Source organism: Acidovorax delafieldii (genome assembly GCF_007993815.1).
GTDB lineage: Bacteria > Pseudomonadota > Gammaproteobacteria > Burkholderiales > Burkholderiaceae_C > Acidovorax > Acidovorax delafieldii.
Window position 1 is genome coordinate 53043 of record NZ_VJWE01000016.1, and the last position, 19522, is coordinate 72564.

Here is a 19522-nt window from a genome sequence, read left to right on the forward strand (position 1 = left end):
GGTTGAATATGCGCTGGTAGCTATTTTTTTGATAGTGAAAAGGGCAGGCTGCGCACGGGGCCACAATACGCGCCATGTCTGATGTGCATTCCGAAGAACTCCTGGCGCAGGTGGCTGCGCTGCCCGCGTTGCCGGGCGTGTACCGTTATTTCGACGCGCAGGATGCGCTGCTGTACGTGGGCAAGGCGCTCAACCTCAAGCGCCGGGTGTCCAGCTACTTCCAGAAGAACCATGGCGGCACCCGCATCGGCCACATGGTCAGCAAGATCGTGCGCATGGAGACCACGGTGGTGCGCTCCGAGGCCGAGGCGCTGCTGCTGGAAAACAACCTCATCAAGACGCTGAACCCCAAGTTCAACATCCTGTTCCGCGACGACAAGAGCTACCCCTATCTCAAGATCACCGGCACACCGGGCGCCCACACGCGGGGCGATGCGCCGGGCCAGGCGTTTCCGCGCATGGCCTACTACCGGGGCGCGGTGGACAAGAAGCACCGCTACTTTGGCCCGTACCCCAGCGCCTGGGCGGTGAAGGAAACCATTCAGCTGCTGCAAAAGGTGTTCCGGCTGCGCACCTGCGAAGACACGGTGTTTGCCAACCGCACACGGCCCTGCCTGCTGTACCAGATCAAGCGCTGCACCGGGCCCTGCGTGGACTTGATCTCGCCCGAGGCCTATGCGGCTGACGTGCAGCACGCCGAGGCATTGCTGCGCGGCGAAACGCAGGAGCTGCTGCAGGCGCTGGAGGCGCGCATGATGGCGCACTCCGACAAGCTGGAGTTTGAGCAGGCTGCCGAGGTGCGCAACCAGATCCAGGCGCTGTCGCGCGTGCTGCACCAGCAGTCCATCGAGACGGTGGATGACAAGGATGTGGACATCCTGGCGGTGCGCGTGCAAGGTGGCCGCGCCTGCGTGAACCTGGCCATGGTGCGCGGTGGCCGCCACCTGGGCGACCGGCCGTACTTTCCGGTGCATGTCGAGGACGCTGCGGCGGTGTTCGAAGAAGAGGGCGGGGACGGTGCGGATGAAACGGTGGCTACCCCGTCTCGTCCGGTTCGCCCCGTGGAGGCCCTGGTGCTGGAGGCCTTCATTGCCCAGCACTACATCGGTGTGCCCGTGCCACCGCTGCTGGTGACCAGTGTGCCGGTGGACAAGGCCTTGCTGGACGCGCTGACCGAACAAAGTGGCTTGCGCGTGAACGCTATCCACCAGCCGCGCGAACAGCGCCGCGCGTGGCTGGACATGGCGCAGAAAAACGCCGACCTGCAACTGGCCCGTCTGCTGGCCGAGGAGGGCTCGCAGCAGGCCCGCACGCGGGCGCTGGCCGAGGCACTGGATCTGCCGCCCGAAGACCTGGACCAACTCACCATCGAGTGTTTCGACATCTCGCACACGGCGGGTGAATCCACCCAGGCGTCGTGTGTGGTGTTTCACCACCACAAGATGCAGAGCAGCGAATACCGCCGCTACAAGATCGAAGGCATCACCGGCGGCGACGACTATGCCGCCATGCGCCAGGTGCTTACGCGCCGCTACAGCAAGGTGGTGGAGGCGCAGCGCGAGGAGGGCGGCATCGACTATGCGCAATCGCCCGAGGCGCAAGCCGCAGCCCGGCCCAAAGGCCAGGCGCGTTTGCCGGATCTGGTGCTCATCGACGGCGGCAAGGGCCAGGTGGGCGTGGCGCGTGAGGTGTTCATTGCGCTGGGGCTGGACCTGACCCGCATCGTGGGGGTCGAGAAGGGCGAGGGCCGCAAGGTGGGCCTGGAAGAGCTGGTGTTTGCCGATGGGCGTGAGAAGGTCTACCTGGGCAAGGATTCGGCCGCGCTCATGCTGGTGGCGCAGATCCGCGATGAGGCGCACCGCTTTGCCATCACCGGCATGCGCGCGGCACGGGCCAAGGTGCGCGTGGGGGGCGGGCAACTGGAAGAAATTGCGGGGGTGGGGCCCAAGAAACGAGCGCGCCTGTTGCAACGTTTTGGCGGGGTGCGTGGGGTTGCATCCGCGAGCGTGGAGGACCTGGCCACCGTGGATGGCATCTCGCATGAATTGGCAGAAGAAATTTACAAGGCCTTGAGATAAGCCCCATGTGCCGTTCCACGGCCGCGCCGTGACACAATCGCCTCCATGTTCTGGACTATCCCCACCTTGATGACCTGGACGCGCATCGTCGCGATACCTTTGATCGTGGGGGTGTTCTACGCACCGCTGGACCCGGCCACGCGCAATCTCATCGCCACCGTGATGTTCGTGGTGTTCGCGGCCACCGACTGGCTGGACGGCTACCTGGCCCGCAAGCTCAACCAGACCTCGTCCTTCGGTGCTTTCCTGGATCCGGTGGCCGACAAGTTTCTGGTGTGTGCGTCGCTCCTGGTGCTGGTGCACCTGCAACGTGCCGACGTGTTTGTGGCCCTCATCATCATCGGCCGCGAGATCGCGATCTCGGCCCTGCGCGAGTGGATGGCGCAGATCGGCGCCAGCAAGAGCGTGGCCGTGCACATGATCGGCAAGGTCAAGACCACGGTGCAGATGCTGGCCATCCCCTTTCTGCTGTACGACGGGCGCCTGTTTGGCGTGATCGATACCGGCGTGTGGGGCAGCTGGCTCATCTGGGCCTCGGCGGTGCTCACCGTCTGGTCGATGGTGTACTACCTGCAGAAGGCGTTGCCCGAGATCCGGGCACGCGTCAAATAGTTTTCAAGTCTTTGATGCCTGGAGCGCTGGATGAATAGGCGCAGGCAGCTATATTTTCAGGAGCATCTGAATGGCGAAGCATCGCATTGCAGTCATTGCCGGTGACGGCATTGGCAAAGAGGTAATGCCCGAGGGCCTCCGCGTTCTGGACGAGGCCGCCCGCAAGTTCGGCATTGACCTGCATTTCGACCACTTCGACTTTTCGAGCTGGGACTACTACGAAAAGCACGGCAAGATGCTGCCCGACAACTGGAAGGACCAGATCGGCGGCCATGAGGCCATCTACTTCGGCGCGGTGGGCTGGCCCGACAAGATCGCCGACCATGTCTCGCTCTGGGGCTCGCTGCTGCTGTTCCGCCGCGAGTTCGATCAGTACATCAACCTTCGGCCCGCGCGCCTCATGCCAGGCGTGATCGCACCTGTGGTGCGCCGTGACGGCAGCCCGCGCCTGCCCGGCGAGATCGACATGCTGATCGTGCGCGAGAACACCGAAGGCGAATACTCCAGCATCGGTGGTCGCATGTACGAAGGCACTCCGCGTGAGATCGTGATGCAGGAGACAGTGATGTCGCGCCACGGCGTGGACCGCGTGCTGAAGTTTGCGTTTGAACTGGCCCAGTCGCGCCCCAAGAAGCACCTGACCAGCGCCACCAAGTCCAACGGCATCGCCATCACCATGCCCTACTGGGACGAGCGCGTGGCCGAGATGGCCAAGGCCTACCCCGATGTGACGGTGGACAAGTTCCACATCGACATCCTCACCGCCCACTTCGTGCAGCGGCCCGACTTCTTTGACGTGGTGGTTGCCAGCAACCTGTTTGGCGACATCCTCTCGGACCTGGGGCCTGCGTGCACCGGCACCATCGGCATCGCGCCCAGCGCCAACCTCAACCCCACGCGCACCACGCCGTCGCTGTTTGAGCCAGTGCATGGCTCGGCGCCCGACATCGCGGGCAAGGGCATCGCCAACCCCATCGGGCAGATCTGGTGCGGCGCAATGATGCTGGACTTCCTGGGTTACCGCGCCGCGCACGACGCCGTTCTGGCCGCTATCGAAGCCGTGTTGCAACCCGGCAGTGGTGCTCCGCGCACCCCGGACCTGGGCGGCACGGGCAGCACGCAGGATGTGGGCAAAGCCATTGCTCAGGCACTCGCTGCTCGTTGAGTACGGCTGGCTGCGGGGTGTCAATACGGAGTGCTGCCGATACGGCGTGTTTGAGACAAAAACCCCCGCCAAGCCCTGTCGCAGCGTGAAATACGACTAGAATTCAAAACAACGCTGACGCAAAACAGCGTGTTGTATTGACACTCTGAAACTCGATGGCTTTAATCTGATGCAGCAGCCACTGCTGTGTATGCCAGTCATTCCCCCGCCTGTTCTCCACCAGCCCACGGCTGTGCTTTCAGGCGTGTGAAGACCAGATATCCTCGAGACATTCCATTAACTCTTTTCCGAGAGGCTTCTTGTGAACAAAACCGAATTGATTGAGCACATCGCTACCAACGCCGACATCTCCAAGGCCGCTGCTGCGCGTGCCCTGGAATCCACGATCGAGGCTGTCAAGAAGACTCTCAAGAAGGGCGGCACCGTGTCGCTCGTCGGTTTCGGTACCTTCGCTGTGGGCAAGCGTGCTGCCCGTACCGGTCGCAATCCCCGTACTGGCGCTACGATTAAAATCAAAGCTGCTAAAGTTCCGAAGTTCCGTCCTGGCAAGGCATTGAAAGATGCCTTGAACTGAGGATCAGTTTAGGTGGGGTCCTTAGCTCAGTTGGTAGAGCGGCTCCTTTACACGGAGTAGGTCGGCGGTTCGAGACCGTCAGGACCCACCATCACCGAACAAAGGCGAACGCAAGTTCGCCTTTTGTTTTTTGCCTTCTGAAAGATCGACCATGTTTGAATCCATCCGCAAGCACTCCAAGATCGTGATGATCTTCTTGTTCTTGCTGATCATTCCTTCGTTTGTGCTGGTAGGCATCGACCGCAACTATTTCTCTGAAAAGAGCCCTGTGGTAGCCCGTGTCGATGGCAACAATATCAACCAGACAGACTGGGACAATGCCCATCGCATGGAGACAGACCGCATTCGCGCCCAGTCTCCCTCGGTCGATCCCAAGTTGCTGGACTCTCCCAGCGCCCGGTATGCCACGCTGGAGCGCCTGGTGCGTGACCGTGTGCTGGCGGCTGCCGCGCAAAAGATGCACCTCGTGACCAGCGATGCGCGCCTGGCCCGCAGCCTGCAGGAGATTCCCGCCATTGCGGGACTCAAGCGCCCGGACGGTACGCTGGACGCCGATGCCTATCGCGCACTGGTCGCTGCTCAAGGCCTGACGCCCGAAGGTTTCGAAGCCAATGTGCGCCGCGACATCTCGGTGAACCAAGTGATGGGTGGCGTGATGAGCTCCGCGTTTGGCTCCGATGCGCAGGTCAAACTTGCGCTCGACGCTTTGTATGAGCGCCGTGAGATCCAGGTGGCCCGATTCAACGCTGCCGACTTCGCCAGCAAAGTCACCCCGACAGATGCAGACCTGGAGGCCTACTACAAGGCCCATCCCGCCCTGTTCCAGCAACTGGAACAGGCAGCCATCGAATACGTGGTGCTGGATCTCGACAGCGTGCGGGCGTCCATCACCCTGGGTGAAGACGACCTGCGTACTTACTACAAAGAGAATGTGGCTCGCATGACGGCGAAGGAAGAGCGCCGCGCCAGCCACATCCTGGTAAACGCTCCCAAGGATGCATCCGCTGCGGACCGCGAGAAGGCCAAGGCCCGTGCCACTGAACTGCTGGCCCAGGTGCGCAAGGCTCCCGGCAGCTTTGCTGATGTGGCCAAGAAATCCTCTGACGACAAGGGCTCGGCCGTTGCGGGCGGAGACCTGAACTTCTTTGCCCGGGGTGCGATGGTCAAGCCCTTTGAAGAGGCTGCGTTTGCGCTGAAAAAGGGCGAAATCAGTGATCTGGTGGAAACCGAGTTTGGTTATCACGTCATCCAGCTCACCGACATCAAGACACCCCGCCAGCCCAGCTTCGAAGAACTGCGCCCCACCATGGAAGCAGAGCTCAAGCAGCAGCAGGCGCAGCGCAAGTTTGCCGAGGTGGCAGAGTCCTTCACCAATGGTGTGTATGAGCAGGCAGACAGCCTCCAGCCCGTGGCCGACAAGCTCAAGCTGAAGATCCAGACTGCCAAGGGCGTAACCCGGACCCCTGCCGCAGGTGCCAAGGGCCCTCTGGCCAACGCCAAGTTCCTCGAAGCACTTTTTGCTACCGACTCGCTGCAGAACAAGCGCAACACCGAGGCGGTGGAAGTGGGCCCCAGCCAGATGGCTGCCGGTCGTGTGACCACCTACACCCCTGCATTGACACTGCCCTATGACGAAGTGAAGGCCCGTGTTCGCACCTTGTATGTGGCTGAGAAATCTGCCGAACTCGCACGCAAGGAAGGCGAGGCCAAGCTCAATGCATGGAAGGCTGCCCCGTCTTCTGCCACAGGCTTGGCCGCAGCGACCGAAGTCTCCCGCGAACAGACCCAGAACCTGCCGCGTGCCCTGATCGACGCCGCGCTGCGGGCTCCCTCCGAAGCGCTGCCAGGCTGGACGGGGGTGGATTTGGGCGCTGCGGGTTATGCCGTGGTCAAGGTCAACCGCGTCGTGCCGCGTCAGGCACCGGACGCGCAGCGTGCGCAGCAGGAGCGCCAACAATACGTGCAGTGGTTGGCCACGGCTGAAGGGCTGGCGTACTATGAACTGCTCAAGCAGCGCTTCAAGGTGCAGATCAAGGCACCGCGTCCTGAGGCGGCGGCAACAGTGACTGCAGAAAATTAAGCGATTTGATGTCCGGGGCCAAAATCCCGGGCTATAATACAAAGCTACGGTGGCTGTAGCTCAGTTGGTAGAGTCCAGGATTGTGATTCCTGTTGTCGTGGGTTCGAGCCCCATCAGCCACCCCAAAATAGCAAAGCGCTGCAGCAGAAATGTTGCAGCGCTTTTTGCTTTGGGGCTGTATGGAATCTCGCCTTGCGCATGCCCCCCCTGTGCAGCGTTGCGCGTCAAGGGGGTCTTCTCACCATCAAAGCCCCGCCTTTCGCTCACCACGGCCTCACACGGCGCATACTGCATGCTCCACCTTTTGGGAGTTTCTGATGAGCCTTGTGATTCGCGACGCGTCGCCCAGTGAAAAGCGCGGCAACGCCATGTCTGCGGCCTTGGCCAAAGAGCAACTTCAATACGCGGTCCAGATCGTGCGCGACGTGTTGCCGCAGAGCGCTGGCGATGCGGCATTGATCGGCGCCGTGGTGCAGGCCATTGCCATGAATTACGCCGCTGTGCCGCAGCCCAATCGTTAGGGTTGGGGCTGTACGCAACGAGGTGCTTGATCCACATCCGTCATCCAGCCCGCGCGCGCATTGCTTGGCTGTTCCGCACTCGTCAGAACGGATTGATTGGTATGAGTGGGGAGATTGAAAGCTACCAGCTGGGCGGCTGGCCTGCCCGGAGGGACTCGAACCCCCGACCTATAGCTTAGAAGGCTATTGCTCTATCCAGTTGAGCTACGGGCAGATGGATGTTGGCCGGCTGTGTGGCCGGACGGGCTTGCGGAGTGTCCGCATCTGCGTAACGCAGGACGCTAATCATACCCGCCCTGGCCCGTGCTCTTGGCGCTGCTGCAGGGGCGATTTTGCTGCCGGGATGGTGATGCGGTTATAACCGGGCCATCCCCCTTGACTGCCCGCCTCACTGGAGCATTTGCCCATGCCACACAGCGTCACGCTGATCCACACCATTGCCGCCGCCTTGGGCCTGGCGTTGGTGCTGGGCTTTCTGGCCGCCCGTCTGCGGCTGCCAGCATTGGTGGGGTACTTGCTGGCTGGGGTGGCCATCGGCCCGTTCACTCCCGGTTTTGTCGCAGATGCGGCCCTGGCCAGCCAGCTGGCGGAGATCGGGGTGATGCTGCTGATGTTTGGCGTGGGCCTGCATTTCTCGTGGGGCGACCTTCTGGCCGTGCGCAAGATTGCCGTGCCGGGTGCTGTGGTGCAGATGATCGTGGCGACGTCGCTGGGTATGGCGTTGGCCCTGTGGTGGGGCTGGGGCATGGGTGGTGCCCTGGTTTTTGGTCTGGCACTGTCGGTGGCCAGTACGGTGGTGCTGTTGCGTGCGCTGGAGACCCTGGGGATTCTGGACAGCTACACCGGACGCATCGCAGTGGGCTGGCTGGTGGTGGAGGATCTCGCCATGGTGCTGGTACTGGTGCTGCTACCCCCGCTGGGGGGATGGCTGGGAGGCGGCACCGGGGCCGACCTGGATGCTGCGCAGCTCTGGCGCACGCTGGGTTGGACCCTGCTGCAGGTCGGTGCGTTTGTGGTGCTGATGCTGCTGGTCGGGCGCCGGCTGTTTCCCTGGCTGTTATGGCAGGTGGCTCGCACAGGCTCGCGTGAGTTGTTCACGCTGTGCGTGGTGGCCGCAGCGGTGGGCATTGCGTTCGGGTCGGCTGCGCTGTTTGGCGTGTCGTTTGCGCTCGGGGCCTTCTTTGCCGGCATGGTGATGCGCGAGTCCGAGTTCAGCCACCGCGCTGCGCATGAGTCGCTGCCTTTGCGCGATGCCTTTGCCGTACTCTTTTTCGTGTCGGTCGGCATGCTCTTCAACCCCGCCGTCTTGTGGGAGCGCCCACTGCAAGTGTTGGCAGTGGTCGCCATCATCATGCTGGGCAAGACGGTGGCCGCTGCGGGCCTGGTGCTGGCGTTCCGTTACCCGCTCAACACAGCGCTCACCGTATCGGCCAGCCTCGCGCAGATAGGTGAGTTCTCGTTCATTCTGGTCGCACTGGGTTCTTCGTTGGGGCTGCTGCCGCCAGAGGGGGCCAGCTTGGTATTGGCGGGGGCCCTGTTCTCCATGGCGCTCAACCCGTTGTTGTTCCATGCCATTGCGCCGTTGCAGGGCTGGCTGCGCGCCCGATCGGCGCTTGCGCGGCGGCTGGAGCAGCGGGATGACCCTTTGGCCGAACTGCCCACCAGCACCGATTCGCGTTACCTCGCGCGGCAGGTGGTTCTGGTGGGGTACGGCCGGGTAGGGCGGCGTGTGGCGGCAACGCTGGCGGCCAACGATGTTCCGTTTGTGGTGGCGGAGCAGAACCGGGAGCTGGTGGAAGCCTTGCGGGCCGATGGCGTGGCCGCCGTGTTTGGTGATGCGGTGGAGCCTGCCGTGCTGATCCAGGCCCACATTGCGCGGGCCGCCATGCTAGTGGTGGCCACCCCGGACGCGCTGCAGGTGCGCCAGATGATCGAGACGGCGCAGACCCTGAACCCTGGCATCGACATCGTGGTGCGCAGCCACAACGAGGACGAGGCCCAGCGGCTGGTGCAGGAATGCAGCCATGCCCAGGTGTTCCTGGCAGAAGATGCCTTGGCACAGGCCATGGCACGCCATGTGCTGGAGCGTGCCCGGGACCGCCAGACCCGCGCCACGCGGCCCGCTCCATTGCATGGACCGGCATGATTTGAAAGAAATCTGCCTGTAGCGCTAGAAAGATATGCCTGGGCAGCTATAAATTTGATAGCTATGGTGCGTCTGCAGCCACAGTCGCAGCGCAGCATCCGGGCAGCGTCCTCACGGAGCGTCCCACCTGACCCCGCCAAGAACGCAGACCTCAGCCTCGCGCCATGCAGCGACCTGCCGCAAGGCACTGATCAATCTGTTTCTTCAAACACCAGCGATGGCACGGCCATCACGCGGGCGCTTTGGCCCAGGTCCTGGATCAGGTGGTTGGCAAAGTAGCTGTTCTGCGTGTCGGGTTCCAGCGCTGCCACGGCCAGATTGGCACGCGGCTGGTTCAGGGGCACATAGAAGCTGCCAGCGGGTGCATCAATGGCGCTGCGTACGGCGGACACTTGCACGCGCACGATGTCGCCACTACCAGCAATGGTGCCGATCACGTCCTGGCGGTTGCCGGTTTCGCGCCCGGTTTCGCGGTAGCTCTCGGCCAGGACAGAACCGGGCTCTGCCACCCGCATGACCTGGATGCCCAGCTGGCGCAGGCGTTCCACTGCACCGCTGGCGTCTGCCGACAGCCAATAGCCGCAGGGCCGCGCACGCACCTTGGTGTTGCGCAGCGTCAGCGATGAGTTCCAGTCCACGCGAATGCTGCGATCGGCGCCGGTCTCGGGGTCCAGAAAATCCAGGTCGCGCTGGGTGGGCGTGGCCTCCGCTTCAATGACCACCTGGTCGCGGCAGGCCAGGGCGCTGACGTCGCGGGCCACGAACGAGCGTACCTGCTCCAGGTTGGCCGCCCGCTCGGCGGTGGTCCGCAGCGCGCTGGTGATGGCGGTGACCTGGGCATGCACGCGGCGCTGGATGTGCATGCGACCAATGCCCACCCCACGGGTCTCGATCAGCAGGCTGACCGTGTTCTTGAGGCCATGGACGTTGCGCCCCGTGTCGGGCTGGGTGCCCCCCATGGAGATGCGCTTGTCCTGCAGGTTGGTCGAGGTGGTGTAGTACCAGTCACTCGTCAGGCCCTGGGCCTTGAGGGCTGCCACCATGGGCTGGTGAAACCATTCCTGCGATGCCTTGGTGAGGAACTCCGGATAGTTGGCAGTGGTGGTGTATTGCAGCAGTGCGTCGTAGCGCTGGATGGCGTTGAACTTCTGCAGATAGCGGCCCACCACGGTGTATTCATGGGCGTCCACGACCAGGATGGGGCGGTAGTCGTTGATGACCTGCGCAATGGCGCGGGCCTCGGGCGTGTTGAGCAACAGGTGGTCGCGGTTCAGGTCCACGCCGTTGGCGGTGACGCGGGTGCCCACCTCGGCGCCATCGGGGTTGGCGCGGGGCACCACCACCACGTTGATGCGGTCCAGCAGCGGCTCGAGCAGGCCCTGGGCCAGCTCACGGCTGATGACCAGCAGTGCCTCACTGCCTGCGGGTTCGTCGCCATGCTGCTGGCCGATCAGCACAACGGTGGGGCGGCCGCTCTTGTCCAGGCTGGCAGGGTCTGTGCCTGGGGCACGGGTAAGCAGCAGGCCCTGGATGGGCTCGCCGCGTTGCGAGGTGCCAATCTGCAGCAACTGCGTGCGTGTGCCCCCACGGGGCACGCCGTCGCTCAGCCCGCGCAGCCATTGGCCCAGCTCGGCATTGGTGGTGAAGGCCCTGCGGTCGGCACCCAGGCCGGGTGTGCTGTAGACCACAGAAGGGTTGGGGAACCGCGCGGCCACCGCATCGCCATAGGGCGGCGCCATGGGCGCTTCGTCGCGCACCAAGAGCGGTGCGGACGGGGGCAGGGGGCTGGCCACCACGGCAGCCCGTTGTGGCGGCAGCTGCGAGGGCGTCTGCTGTCCCAGCGGTGCGGGTACCACCGTACCTTGTTGTACGCGCGGCAGTGGCGCGGGGGCGCTGCGCTGCTGGGCAGTGGGGGTGGATGGCCAAGGGGGCAGCGGGGTGCTGCCGCAGGCTGTCAGCAGCAGTGCTGCCAGCGTGGCCGGGGCGGCCCAGGGCGCAATCCGTGGTTCAGGACGGGAAAGCGGGGCGGTATCGGCGCTGCGGCGCAGGAAATTGTGCTGGGTCATGGTGTGGGCTGCCAGAGAGAGCCCCTGTTGTGGGGCGAGTGGGGCGCTTTGTACGTGGATGTTACCTGCGCGCACCCGCCTCTCCTTGTCAGCGTACATCCCGTTGCAAACCCGTGGCGCCGTGGGCTGACGCAGTGATCATCGAGGGGTGTCGCTGGGTGCGGTGGCGTCGGTGGGCGGCGGCGAGATGCTCTGGGCCAGGGGAGAACTGGGCAGTTTCAGGCGCAGCAAGGCGCGCACAAAGCCGTGGTCCGAGCGCGTGCGGTCGCGTCCCTCATGCAGGTGGTCGTTGAAATAGTCCACCCGGCGCACATCGCCCACGCTGTTGCGCCCATTGGGCAGGAACTCCTCGCTGACCAGGATCTGGTCCAGCACATAGGGCGCGCCCTGGTGGATGTGGGAGTAGGCCACGTCCTTTTTCAAGGCGAAATCTCCCTGCAAGTCGTACGCATTGAACAAGGCCACATCACGGGCGGACCGGTCGTAGGCGATGTCGGTGGTGGCGCAGATCAGTTGCGTGGTCACGCTGTCGGGGGTGTCGTTGAAGTCGCCCAGCACTACCAGGGGCACGCTGGTGCGGTGCAGCAGGTCGATCACCAGGCACCGCAGCGCCATGGCCTCGGCGCCGCGCATGATCAGCGAGCGCAGCGATGCCAGTGCGACCACCTTGCGGTCGTCCCGGTCCTCGGTGGGCTGGCCTAGGGCATCCTGCAGAAACTTGGGACGTTTGGATTTGAGGTGGGCAGTGAGGACGTTGAGGGTTTGGCCATGCTTCATCCGCAACGTGGCCACGAGGGGTGGGCGCTCGAAGCGCGTGTGTTGGCCAATGCCAGGCACATCCACCTGAAAGCCCGGTGGGAAGTCGGCAAAGGACTGCAATGCCTCGACCTTGAGCCGCGTGGCCAGGCCCACACGGGGCGTTCCCTGTGCGCCCTGTTGGGTGTCGTTGTTCTCGGCCCCTGGTACGGCGACGAAGTCGTAGCGCAAGCCACCCCGACCCAGTGCCCCTTTGAAGGCCGCATCGTCCCAGACCTCCTGCACCGCCAGTACATCGGCGTTCAGTGCCCGAAAGCGCTCGCCCAGCCAGGTGATCTTGCGTTCAAACTCGGTCTGGCTGTAGGGGTCCTGGTTCTCGTAGAACAGGCGTCCCGGATTGGCCAGGTTGAGCACATTGCAAGTGGCCACCATGAGGGTGTCCAGCGGTTGGGGGAGTTCGTTGGGGCGCATGAAGGGCGTACAGCGTAGGCGGGGTCACGACGGCTGCACCCTGTATCAACTGGCCTGCAGCGCGCGGCCGGACAGCACTTGCAGCCCGGGTCGGCCCAACTGTACGGCACGGACGAGCGCACGGGCCACCTCCGCCCCGGGGCGGGCACGATAGTTGGCGGGCAGGACCGGGTTCAGCCACTGAAACAGTTTGAGCGACAGGGACTCTGCGGGCCGGTGGGCTTGTTGCAGCGCCCGGCGTTCGCCCATCAGCAGGGATGGGCGTGCAATGACCAGCGTCTCAAAACCCAGCTGCTGAAGGTCGCGCTCGACCTCGCCTTTGACGCGGTTGTAAAAGATGCGCGATTGCGCATTGGCCCCCATGGCGGTGACCACGCCACAGCGGGTGGCGCCCGCCGCGCGCGCTGCGCGGGCCGTGGCCATCACGGCGTCATAGTCCACCGCACGGAACGCGCTCTGGCTGCCGGCTGCAGCCATGGTGGTGCCCAGGGTGATGTAAACATCATCGACGTGCGGCAAGGCGGGCATCGCCGCAAAATCCACCGCGTGCAGTTGCAGGCGGGGATGGTTCAGCGCTGGCGCACGCCGCCCTTTGGCGTGCAGCACATGGATGCTGGCGCCCGCTGCGTCCGTGGCGTTGGCAGGGGGCGCTTTGCGCGTCTCAGCGGTTAAAAGAGCCCCGAGGACCGCCTGGCCCACGAGGCCCGTTGCCCCGGCCACCACCGCCACCCGTGCCTGATCCGCCACCATAGCCGCCACCTCCAGAGTTGCGATACCCACCACCACCGCCGCCGCCACGGCGGCCGCGTTCAGCCATGCTGTCCACGCTGGTGCGCATGGGGTCGGGCTGACCGCCCGCACCGTGGCCCGAGCTGCGATGGCCTGGGTTGCTGTGACCCAGGTGTGTGCCCAGGTGCGCATTGGCGCGGGGGGGTTGTGCGTCATCGTAGCGATGACCACCGCCGCCTTCGGGGCGTGGGCCTCGGCTGCGCGCAGGTGCCTGGGCGGCGCCGTCACGGGCACCACCCCGGCCACCACCCTGGCCTCCGCGGCCGCCGCCGGCTGGACCCTGGGCGTTGCGTGGAGCTCCGCCACCGGAACGGCCACCACCGCCACCACCGTTGCCTGCACGGGGGCCGCGCTCCCCACCTTGGCCGCCGCCCTGGCCTGCCTTGTTGGTGCGGATGCGCTCCATCATTTCGCTGCGGGCGGCCTTGGCGGCTGCCTGCATCACATCACGGCTCGGGGGCTTGCCTGCGCCGCCCCAGATGGTCTGGCGGCCCATGGCGATGGGTTCCGCCTTCTCGCCGGGTTCTGGGCCAAAACCTTCGATCACCTGGACAGGAATCTGCTGCTTGGTAAAGCGCTCGATGTCCATCATGAAACCTTCTTCGTCCATGCAGACCAGGCTCACGGCTTCGCCCGTTGCGCCTGCGCGGCCCGTGCGGCCGATGCGGTGCACATAGTCTTCGGAGACGTTGGGGATTTCGTAGTTGACGACGTGCGGCAGGTCATCGATGTCGATGCCACGTGCGGCGATGTCGGTGGCCACCAGGGCACGGATCTCGCCACTCTTGAAGCCCGCCAAGGCCTGCGTACGGGCACTCTGGCTCTTGTTGCCGTGCAAGGCCATGGCCTGCACACCGTTCTTGGTCAGGAACTCGGCCACGTTGTTGGCGCCGAATTTGGTGCGCGTGAACACCAGCACCTGGCTCCAGTTGTGTTGCTGGATGATGTGCAGCAGCACCTGCTTTTTCTTGCCGCGGCCCACAGGATGGATCACTTGCGAAATACGCTGCACCGTGGTGTTGCGCGGGGTGACCTGGATGCTTTGCGGGTTCTTGAGCAGGGTGTTGGCCAGCTCGCGGATCTCGTCGCTGAAGGTGGCCGAGAACAGCAGGCTTTGCTTGTCCTTGGGCACCAGGGCCAGCACCTTCTTCACGTCGTGGATGAAGCCCATGTCGAGCATGCGGTCGGCTTCGTCAAGCACCAGCACCTGCACGGTGGACAGGTCCAGGAAGCCCTGTTGCTGCAGGTCCAGCAGACGGCCAGGGGTGGCCACCAGGATGTCCACGCCGCGCTTGATGCGGTCGATCTGCGGGTTCATGCCCACACCACCGAAGACCACGGTGGAGTTGATGTCCAGGTACTTTCCGTATTCGCGCACCGATTCTTCGACCTGGGCCGCGAGCTCACGGGTAGGGGTCAGCACCAGGGCGCGGATGCCCTTGCCGCCAAACTTGTTCTTGGGTGCCGTGCCTTGCGAGAGGCGGTGCAGCATGGGCAGGGTGAACGCAGCGGTCTTGCCGGTGCCAGTCTGCGCGCCGGCCAGAAGGTCGTGGCCTTCCAGAACGGCGGGAATGGCCTGGGCCTGAATGGGCGTGGGGGTTTCATAGCCCGTTTCGTGCACGGCCTTCAGGATGGCAGGAGCCAGGTTCAGTTCGTCAAATGTCATGTCGTTGGATGCGCCCGTCCGGGGCGCTGGGTATCCGCCTGTCGTGCAACCGGGAGGTTGCTGAGCCAGTCTCAGGCTGATGAGGTTCAGGATTGGGAGCCCGGAAGCGTGGCTTCCTTCGTCCCCAGCAGTGTGCTGATGTGGCGGGCAACTGGAGCCCACAACGGGGGTATTGTCGCATGGACCGATAATCTAGGGTTTGAGAGCGCGTTCGTCGTCTTTTTGGAATGCTCCAAATGGCCCTCTGAACCTGCTCGGATGCAGACTTCCTGCCCACTTTCGCAAGCTAGAACCCTCCATGGCCCAATACGTTTATTCGATGAATCGCGTCTCCAAGACCGTGCCGCCCAAGCGGCAGATCTTGAAGGACATCTCCCTGAGCTTTTTCCCGGGCGCCAAGATTGGTGTGCTGGGTCTGAACGGCTCGGGCAAATCCACGCTGCTCAAGATCATGGCCGGCGTGGACAAGGAAATCGAGGGCGAAGCCATTCCGATGCCGGGCATCAAGATCGGCTATCTGCCCCAGGAGCCTCAGCTCAACTCGGAGCACACAGTCCGCGAAAGCGTGGAAGAGGCCATGGGCGAGGTGTTTGCCGCCAAGGCCAAGCTGGAAGAGGTGTACGCCGCCTACGCCGAGGCCGATGCAGACTTTGACGCACTGGCCGCTGAACAGGCTCGCCTGGAAGCCATCATTGCGACGGCGGGGACTGACTCCGAGCACCAGCTCGAAATCGCTGCCGATGCCCTGCGCCTGCCTCCTTGGGACGCCAAGGTCGGGCTGCTGTCTGGTGGTGAAAAGCGCCGCATTGCGCTGTGCCGCCTGCTGTTGTCCAAGCCCGACATGCTGCTGCTCGACGAACCCACCAACCACTTGGACGCTGAATCGGTGGACTGGCTGGAGCAGTTCCTGCACCGCTTTCCGGGCACCGTGGTGGCCATCACCCACGATCGCTACTTCCTCGATAACGCCGCGGAGTGGATTTTGGAACTGGACCGCGGCTACGGTCACCCCTACAAGGGCAACTACAGCACCTGGCTGGACCAGAAGCAGGCCCGTCTGGAATCTGAAAACAAGGGTGAGGAGGCACGCGCCAAGGCCCTGAAGAAGGAACTGGAATGGGTGCGCCAGAACGCCAAGGGCCGTCAGGCCAAGAGCAAGGCGCGTATCGCCCGTTTCGAGGAACTGAGCGACTACGAATACCAAAAGCGCAACGAAACCCAGGAAATCTTCATTCCTGTGGCCGAGCGCCTGGGCACCCAGGTCATTGAGTTCCACAACGTCACCAAGTCTTTCGGCGACCGTGTGCTCATCGACAACCTGTCCATGACTATCCCTGCGGGTGCCATCGTGGGCATCATCGGTCCGAACGGGGCCGGTAAATCGACCCTGTTCAAGCTCATCGCGGGCCGCGAGCAGCCGGACAGCGGTGAGGTGGTGATCGGCTCGACCGTGAAGATGGCCTTTGTGGACCAGCACCGCGATGCCCTGTCGGACGACAAGACCGTGTGGGAAGACATCTCCGGCGGCCTGGACATGATCAACATCGGCAAGTTCACCATGGCCAGCCGTGCTTACGCAGGGCGCTTCAACTTCAACGGTGGCGACCAGCAAAAGAAGGTGGGCATGCTGTCGGGCGGTGAGCGTGGCCGTCTGCACTTGGCCAAGACACTGATTGCTGGCGGCAACGTGCTGCTGCTGGACGAGCCTTCGAACGACCTGGACGTGGAAACCCTGCGCGCGCTGGAAGACGCTTTGCTCGAATACGCGGGCACAGTGTTGGTTATCAGCCACGATCGCTGGTTCCTGGACCGGATCGCCACGCACATTCTGGCCGCCGAAGGTGACAGCCAGTGGACGTTCTTTGACGGCAATTACCAGGAGTACGAGGCCGACAAGAAGAAGCGGCTGGGTGAAGAAGGTGCAAAGCCCAAGCGGATGCGTTTCAAGGCCCTCAAATAAAGGCCGAGGTCAAGTAGGATTGCATCTGGAAACCTCTTGTCCGATTCCTCCCTCCCACCATGTCCCTGCCCGCATCGCGTCTGAGAGCCGTTTTCCGCGCCTGCGTTGTCAACGCCGTTCGCGGTGGCGAGGCCTTGATGGGGCAGCTCGTCAAGGTCACCCAAAGTGCCTTGACCAGCGAGGAGTCGGCCAGCCGCAACATCCAGCAGCGTAATTTGTTCAGTGATGCACTGCGGCTGCTCAACGAGCACGAGGCTGCGCTGGTCAAGGGCTATCCCATGGCCTTGCTGGAAATATTTGCCGAAGGCCCTGCGGTCGCCAAGGGGCGCAGTTCGGCCGATGACACCGGCATGGACTTTGGCGAGCTTTCGCTCATTGACGAAAGCGAGATGCAGGCCCAGGTGGAACTGTCCAAGGCCCAGCAGTCTGCGCTGCATGCCACCGACGCCGTACTGGCCGAACTCAACACCCTGGTGAGCGCTGCGCAAGGTTTGCGCAGCGTGCAACCCGAGCGCAACCCTCTGCGGCCCGAGAGCTACATCCGTGCATTGCAGCAGGTGGTGGGTGAGACCGGCGTCTCGGCCGAGGTACGGCAGCTGTGGATGCAGCACATGCGCGACCTGCTCGGGAAGCTGCTGGCCGAAGAATACAAAAAAACCGCCCAGAGCTTGCGTGAGCATGGCGTACAGCCGGTGGGCTACGCAGTGCTGGGCATGCCTGCGGGCGGCGGTCGCGGCCAAGGCACCGGTTACGGTGGGTCTGGCTATGGCGGGCCCGGTACGGGTTACGGGGGCGGTTATTCCGGGTACGGCCCCTCAATGAACGCGCCCATGAGCGACTATGGCAACACAGGTTATGGGTGTGGTATGGGTCCCAGCACAGGCTGGAGCGGCGACTCCCAGCAGGGTGCCATGGTGCCTGTGCCCGTGGACGCTGCCGAAGAGGCATTGCTCACGGTCGGCATCCTGCGCCAGATGTTGGCGGGCGGTGATCCATTTGCCCCTCCTCCGGTCTACGGCGCCGTGCCCGCACAGGCGGTGGTCATGCCCAGCGGCGCGGGTCAGCCGGGCTGGGTGGACCCCCGCGCGGGAGCCGCCAGCGCTCAGTCATCGTTGGCCGGGGGCTACTACCCGTCGGGTGCGGCCGCTGAAGCGATTGAAGACATGGCGCAGCTGGAGCGCCTGGTGGGCCGTCTTGCCGGTGGGGGCACGGTCAGCCAGGCGGGCTCTTTGCCCGTGCCTCTCGCAGGCTGGCGTGGGCCTGGCGTTGCGCCGGTGGTCTATGCAGCCATGCCCATGGAGGCTGCTACCCAGTCCACCGCCATGGCGGTGGAGGTGGTGGGGCGCATGATGGCCAACATCTCCCAGGACGCCCGTTTGCTGCCCCCTGTGCAGCAGGCCGTCAAGAGCCTGGAGCCTGCGCTCAAGCAATTGGTGCACCACGACGGCCGGTTTTTTACCGACAGCAGCCACCCTGCGCGCCGCCTGCTTGACGAGCTTACGCAGCGCAGCTTGGCATTCACCGCCGAGACAGAGCCTGGCTTCAGCCGCTTCATGCGACTGGTGACCGAGGCTGTGGGCCACCTGTCTGCCCATGAGGTCAAGGACGCGGGGCCGTTCGACACCGTGCTCAAGGCGCTGCAGTCTGCCTGGGACACCCAGGAGCAAAAGATCAAGGCCCAGCAGGAGGCCGAGCAGAAAGCCAAATTGCAGGCGGAGCAGCGCGAACTGCTGGCCGAGAAGATCGCAGCCGATATCCGCAAGCTGCCGGATGTGGACAAGGTGCCGTCGGACGTGCTGGATTTTGCGGCGGGCCCCTGGGCTGACGTAGTGGCGCTGGCGCAGGTGATGCGCAGTGACGATAGCCAGGAAGATGACCCCAGCGGTTACCTGGCGCTGGTTCCGGTGTTGCTGTGGACTGCGCAGCCTGACCTCACGCGCCAGGAGACGGACCGGCTCAACGAAGCCATCCCCGGCCTGCTGGCCAAGCTGCGCAAGGGCCTCAAGACCATCAACTACCCGGCGGTGCAGACCAGCGCATTCTTGCAGCGGCTTGTGGCGTTGCACCAGGCCGCTTTTGAAAAACCGGCTCCTGCCCCAGTGTCCGCCCCTGCGGGAGAGCCCGAAGTGGCCCCGGAGGCGACAGAGCCGTCCGAATCGGCAGAGGCGTCCGCTCCTTCACCGCAGGACAGTGCCCAGGCGCCGCTGGACACCCCGGACCCTTACGCTGATTTTGTCATCGGGGCCTGGGTGGAGCTGGTGACCAATGGCCGGGTGGTGCGGACCCAGCTGACTTGGGCCAGCCCGCATGGCACCCTGTTTTTGTTCACTGCGCCGGACGCCAGCACCCAATCCATGACCCGCCGCATGCGCGACAAGCTGGCGGCCGAAGGCTCGCTGCGCGTGGTGCCGGCCCAGCCACCCAAGCCCGCCAAGCCTGCGGCCCGCGCTTCGGGCTCTACGGAAACGGGCGGGGCAGATCGCAAGACGTCCGAGGGCCGTACGGGCTTCGGCTCCAAAATGGCGCCGCTGTCCAAATCCGCCCCCCTGGCCCCGGCTTCGGGTGCCAAGTCGCCCAAGAATCGCTGATCGCACAGATACGCGCGCTGCGGGTGCCACCTTGAGGCCGCGAGCGGCCT

13 protein-coding genes and 3 tRNA genes are annotated in these 19522 nt (G+C 64.1%); 11 read left to right on the forward strand and 5 right to left on the reverse strand.

The window, feature by feature from the left end:
- Window positions 1-74: 74 nt before the first annotated feature.
- The 8 genes from uvrC (at window position 75) to ATF69_RS17960 (ending at window position 7030) form a co-directional block, all read left to right on the forward strand.
- Window positions 75-2078 (forward strand): excinuclease ABC subunit UvrC, encoded by a 2004-nt coding sequence (uvrC, locus tag ATF69_RS17925; RefSeq protein ID WP_146871828.1) that lies wholly within the window; start codon window positions 75-77, stop codon window positions 2076-2078.
- 45 nt (window positions 2079-2123) lie between these two features.
- On the forward strand, window positions 2124-2690 hold the full coding sequence (gene pgsA, locus ATF69_RS17930) for a CDP-diacylglycerol--glycerol-3-phosphate 3-phosphatidyltransferase (RefSeq protein ID WP_146871829.1): 567 nt from the start codon (window positions 2124-2126) through the stop codon (window positions 2688-2690).
- 70 nt (window positions 2691-2760) lie between these two features.
- Entirely contained in the window at window positions 2761-3855 is a 1095-nt protein-coding gene (locus ATF69_RS17935; protein WP_146871830.1) for a tartrate dehydrogenase, read from the forward strand.
- A gap of 301 nt (window positions 3856-4156) precedes the next feature.
- Window positions 4157-4429 (forward strand): HU family DNA-binding protein, encoded by a 273-nt coding sequence (locus ATF69_RS17940; RefSeq protein ID WP_008906675.1) that lies wholly within the window; start codon window positions 4157-4159, stop codon window positions 4427-4429.
- Between the two features lie 15 nt (window positions 4430-4444).
- Window positions 4445-4520 (forward strand) — tRNA-Val (locus ATF69_RS17945).
- A 60-nt stretch (window positions 4521-4580) separates the two neighbouring features.
- Window positions 4581-6509 carry a SurA N-terminal domain-containing protein gene (locus tag ATF69_RS17950; protein ID WP_146871831.1) on the forward strand — a complete coding sequence of 643 codons (1929 nt, stop codon included), beginning with the start codon at window positions 4581-4583 and terminating at the stop codon, window positions 6507-6509.
- Between the two features lie 49 nt (window positions 6510-6558).
- A tRNA-His gene (locus tag ATF69_RS17955) sits at window positions 6559-6634 on the forward strand.
- Between the two features lie 192 nt (window positions 6635-6826).
- Entirely contained in the window at window positions 6827-7030 is a 204-nt protein-coding gene (locus tag ATF69_RS17960; protein WP_056064167.1) for a hypothetical protein, read from the forward strand.
- A 137-nt stretch (window positions 7031-7167) separates the two neighbouring features.
- Here ATF69_RS17960 and ATF69_RS17965 read toward each other — a convergent pair.
- Window positions 7168-7244, reverse strand: a tRNA-Arg gene (locus tag ATF69_RS17965).
- 192 nt (window positions 7245-7436) lie between these two features.
- On the opposite strand from ATF69_RS17965, the gene ATF69_RS17970 reads away from it, so the two are divergent.
- A complete protein-coding gene (locus ATF69_RS17970) occupies window positions 7437-9176 on the forward strand; it encodes a cation:proton antiporter domain-containing protein (RefSeq protein WP_146871832.1) in 1740 nt (579 codons plus the stop codon).
- A gap of 191 nt (window positions 9177-9367) precedes the next feature.
- Here the strand turns inward: ATF69_RS17970 and ATF69_RS17975 are convergent, their stop codons facing one another.
- The 4 genes from ATF69_RS17975 to ATF69_RS17990 all read right to left on the reverse strand — a co-directional run bounded on the left by ATF69_RS17975 (window position 9368) and on the right by ATF69_RS17990 (window position 14924).
- Window positions 9368-11242 (reverse strand): M14 family metallopeptidase, encoded by a 1875-nt coding sequence (locus ATF69_RS17975; protein WP_146871833.1) that lies wholly within the window; start codon window positions 11240-11242, stop codon window positions 9368-9370.
- Between the two features lie 138 nt (window positions 11243-11380).
- Window positions 11381-12469, reverse strand: a complete 1089-nt coding sequence (locus tag ATF69_RS17980) for an endonuclease/exonuclease/phosphatase family protein (protein WP_146871834.1) — start codon at window positions 12467-12469, stop codon at window positions 11381-11383.
- A 45-nt stretch (window positions 12470-12514) separates the two neighbouring features.
- Window positions 12515-13219 (reverse strand): Rossmann-fold NAD(P)-binding domain-containing protein, encoded by a 705-nt coding sequence (locus ATF69_RS17985; protein ID WP_146871835.1) that lies wholly within the window; start codon window positions 13217-13219, stop codon window positions 12515-12517.
- On the reverse strand, window positions 13131-14924 hold the full coding sequence (locus tag ATF69_RS17990; protein ID WP_056064120.1) for a DEAD/DEAH box helicase: 1794 nt from the start codon (window positions 14922-14924) through the stop codon (window positions 13131-13133). Before ATF69_RS17990 ends, ATF69_RS17985 begins: the two co-directional genes overlap by 89 nt.
- Window positions 14925-15222: 298 nt before the next feature.
- Between ATF69_RS17990 and ettA the strand changes: the two genes are divergently transcribed.
- Together ettA and ATF69_RS18000 are read left to right on the forward strand one after the other, a co-directional pair.
- Complete coding sequence (ettA, locus tag ATF69_RS17995) at window positions 15223-16884, forward strand: energy-dependent translational throttle protein EttA (RefSeq protein ID WP_056064117.1); 1662 nt, start codon at window positions 15223-15225, stop codon at window positions 16882-16884.
- Window positions 16885-16943: 59 nt separating this feature from the next.
- The gene (locus ATF69_RS18000) at window positions 16944-19472 is read left to right on the forward strand and encodes a DUF1631 family protein (RefSeq protein WP_146871836.1); all 2529 of its coding nucleotides are present in this window, start codon (window positions 16944-16946) and stop codon (window positions 19470-19472) included.
- Window positions 19473-19522: the final 50 nt, after the last annotated feature.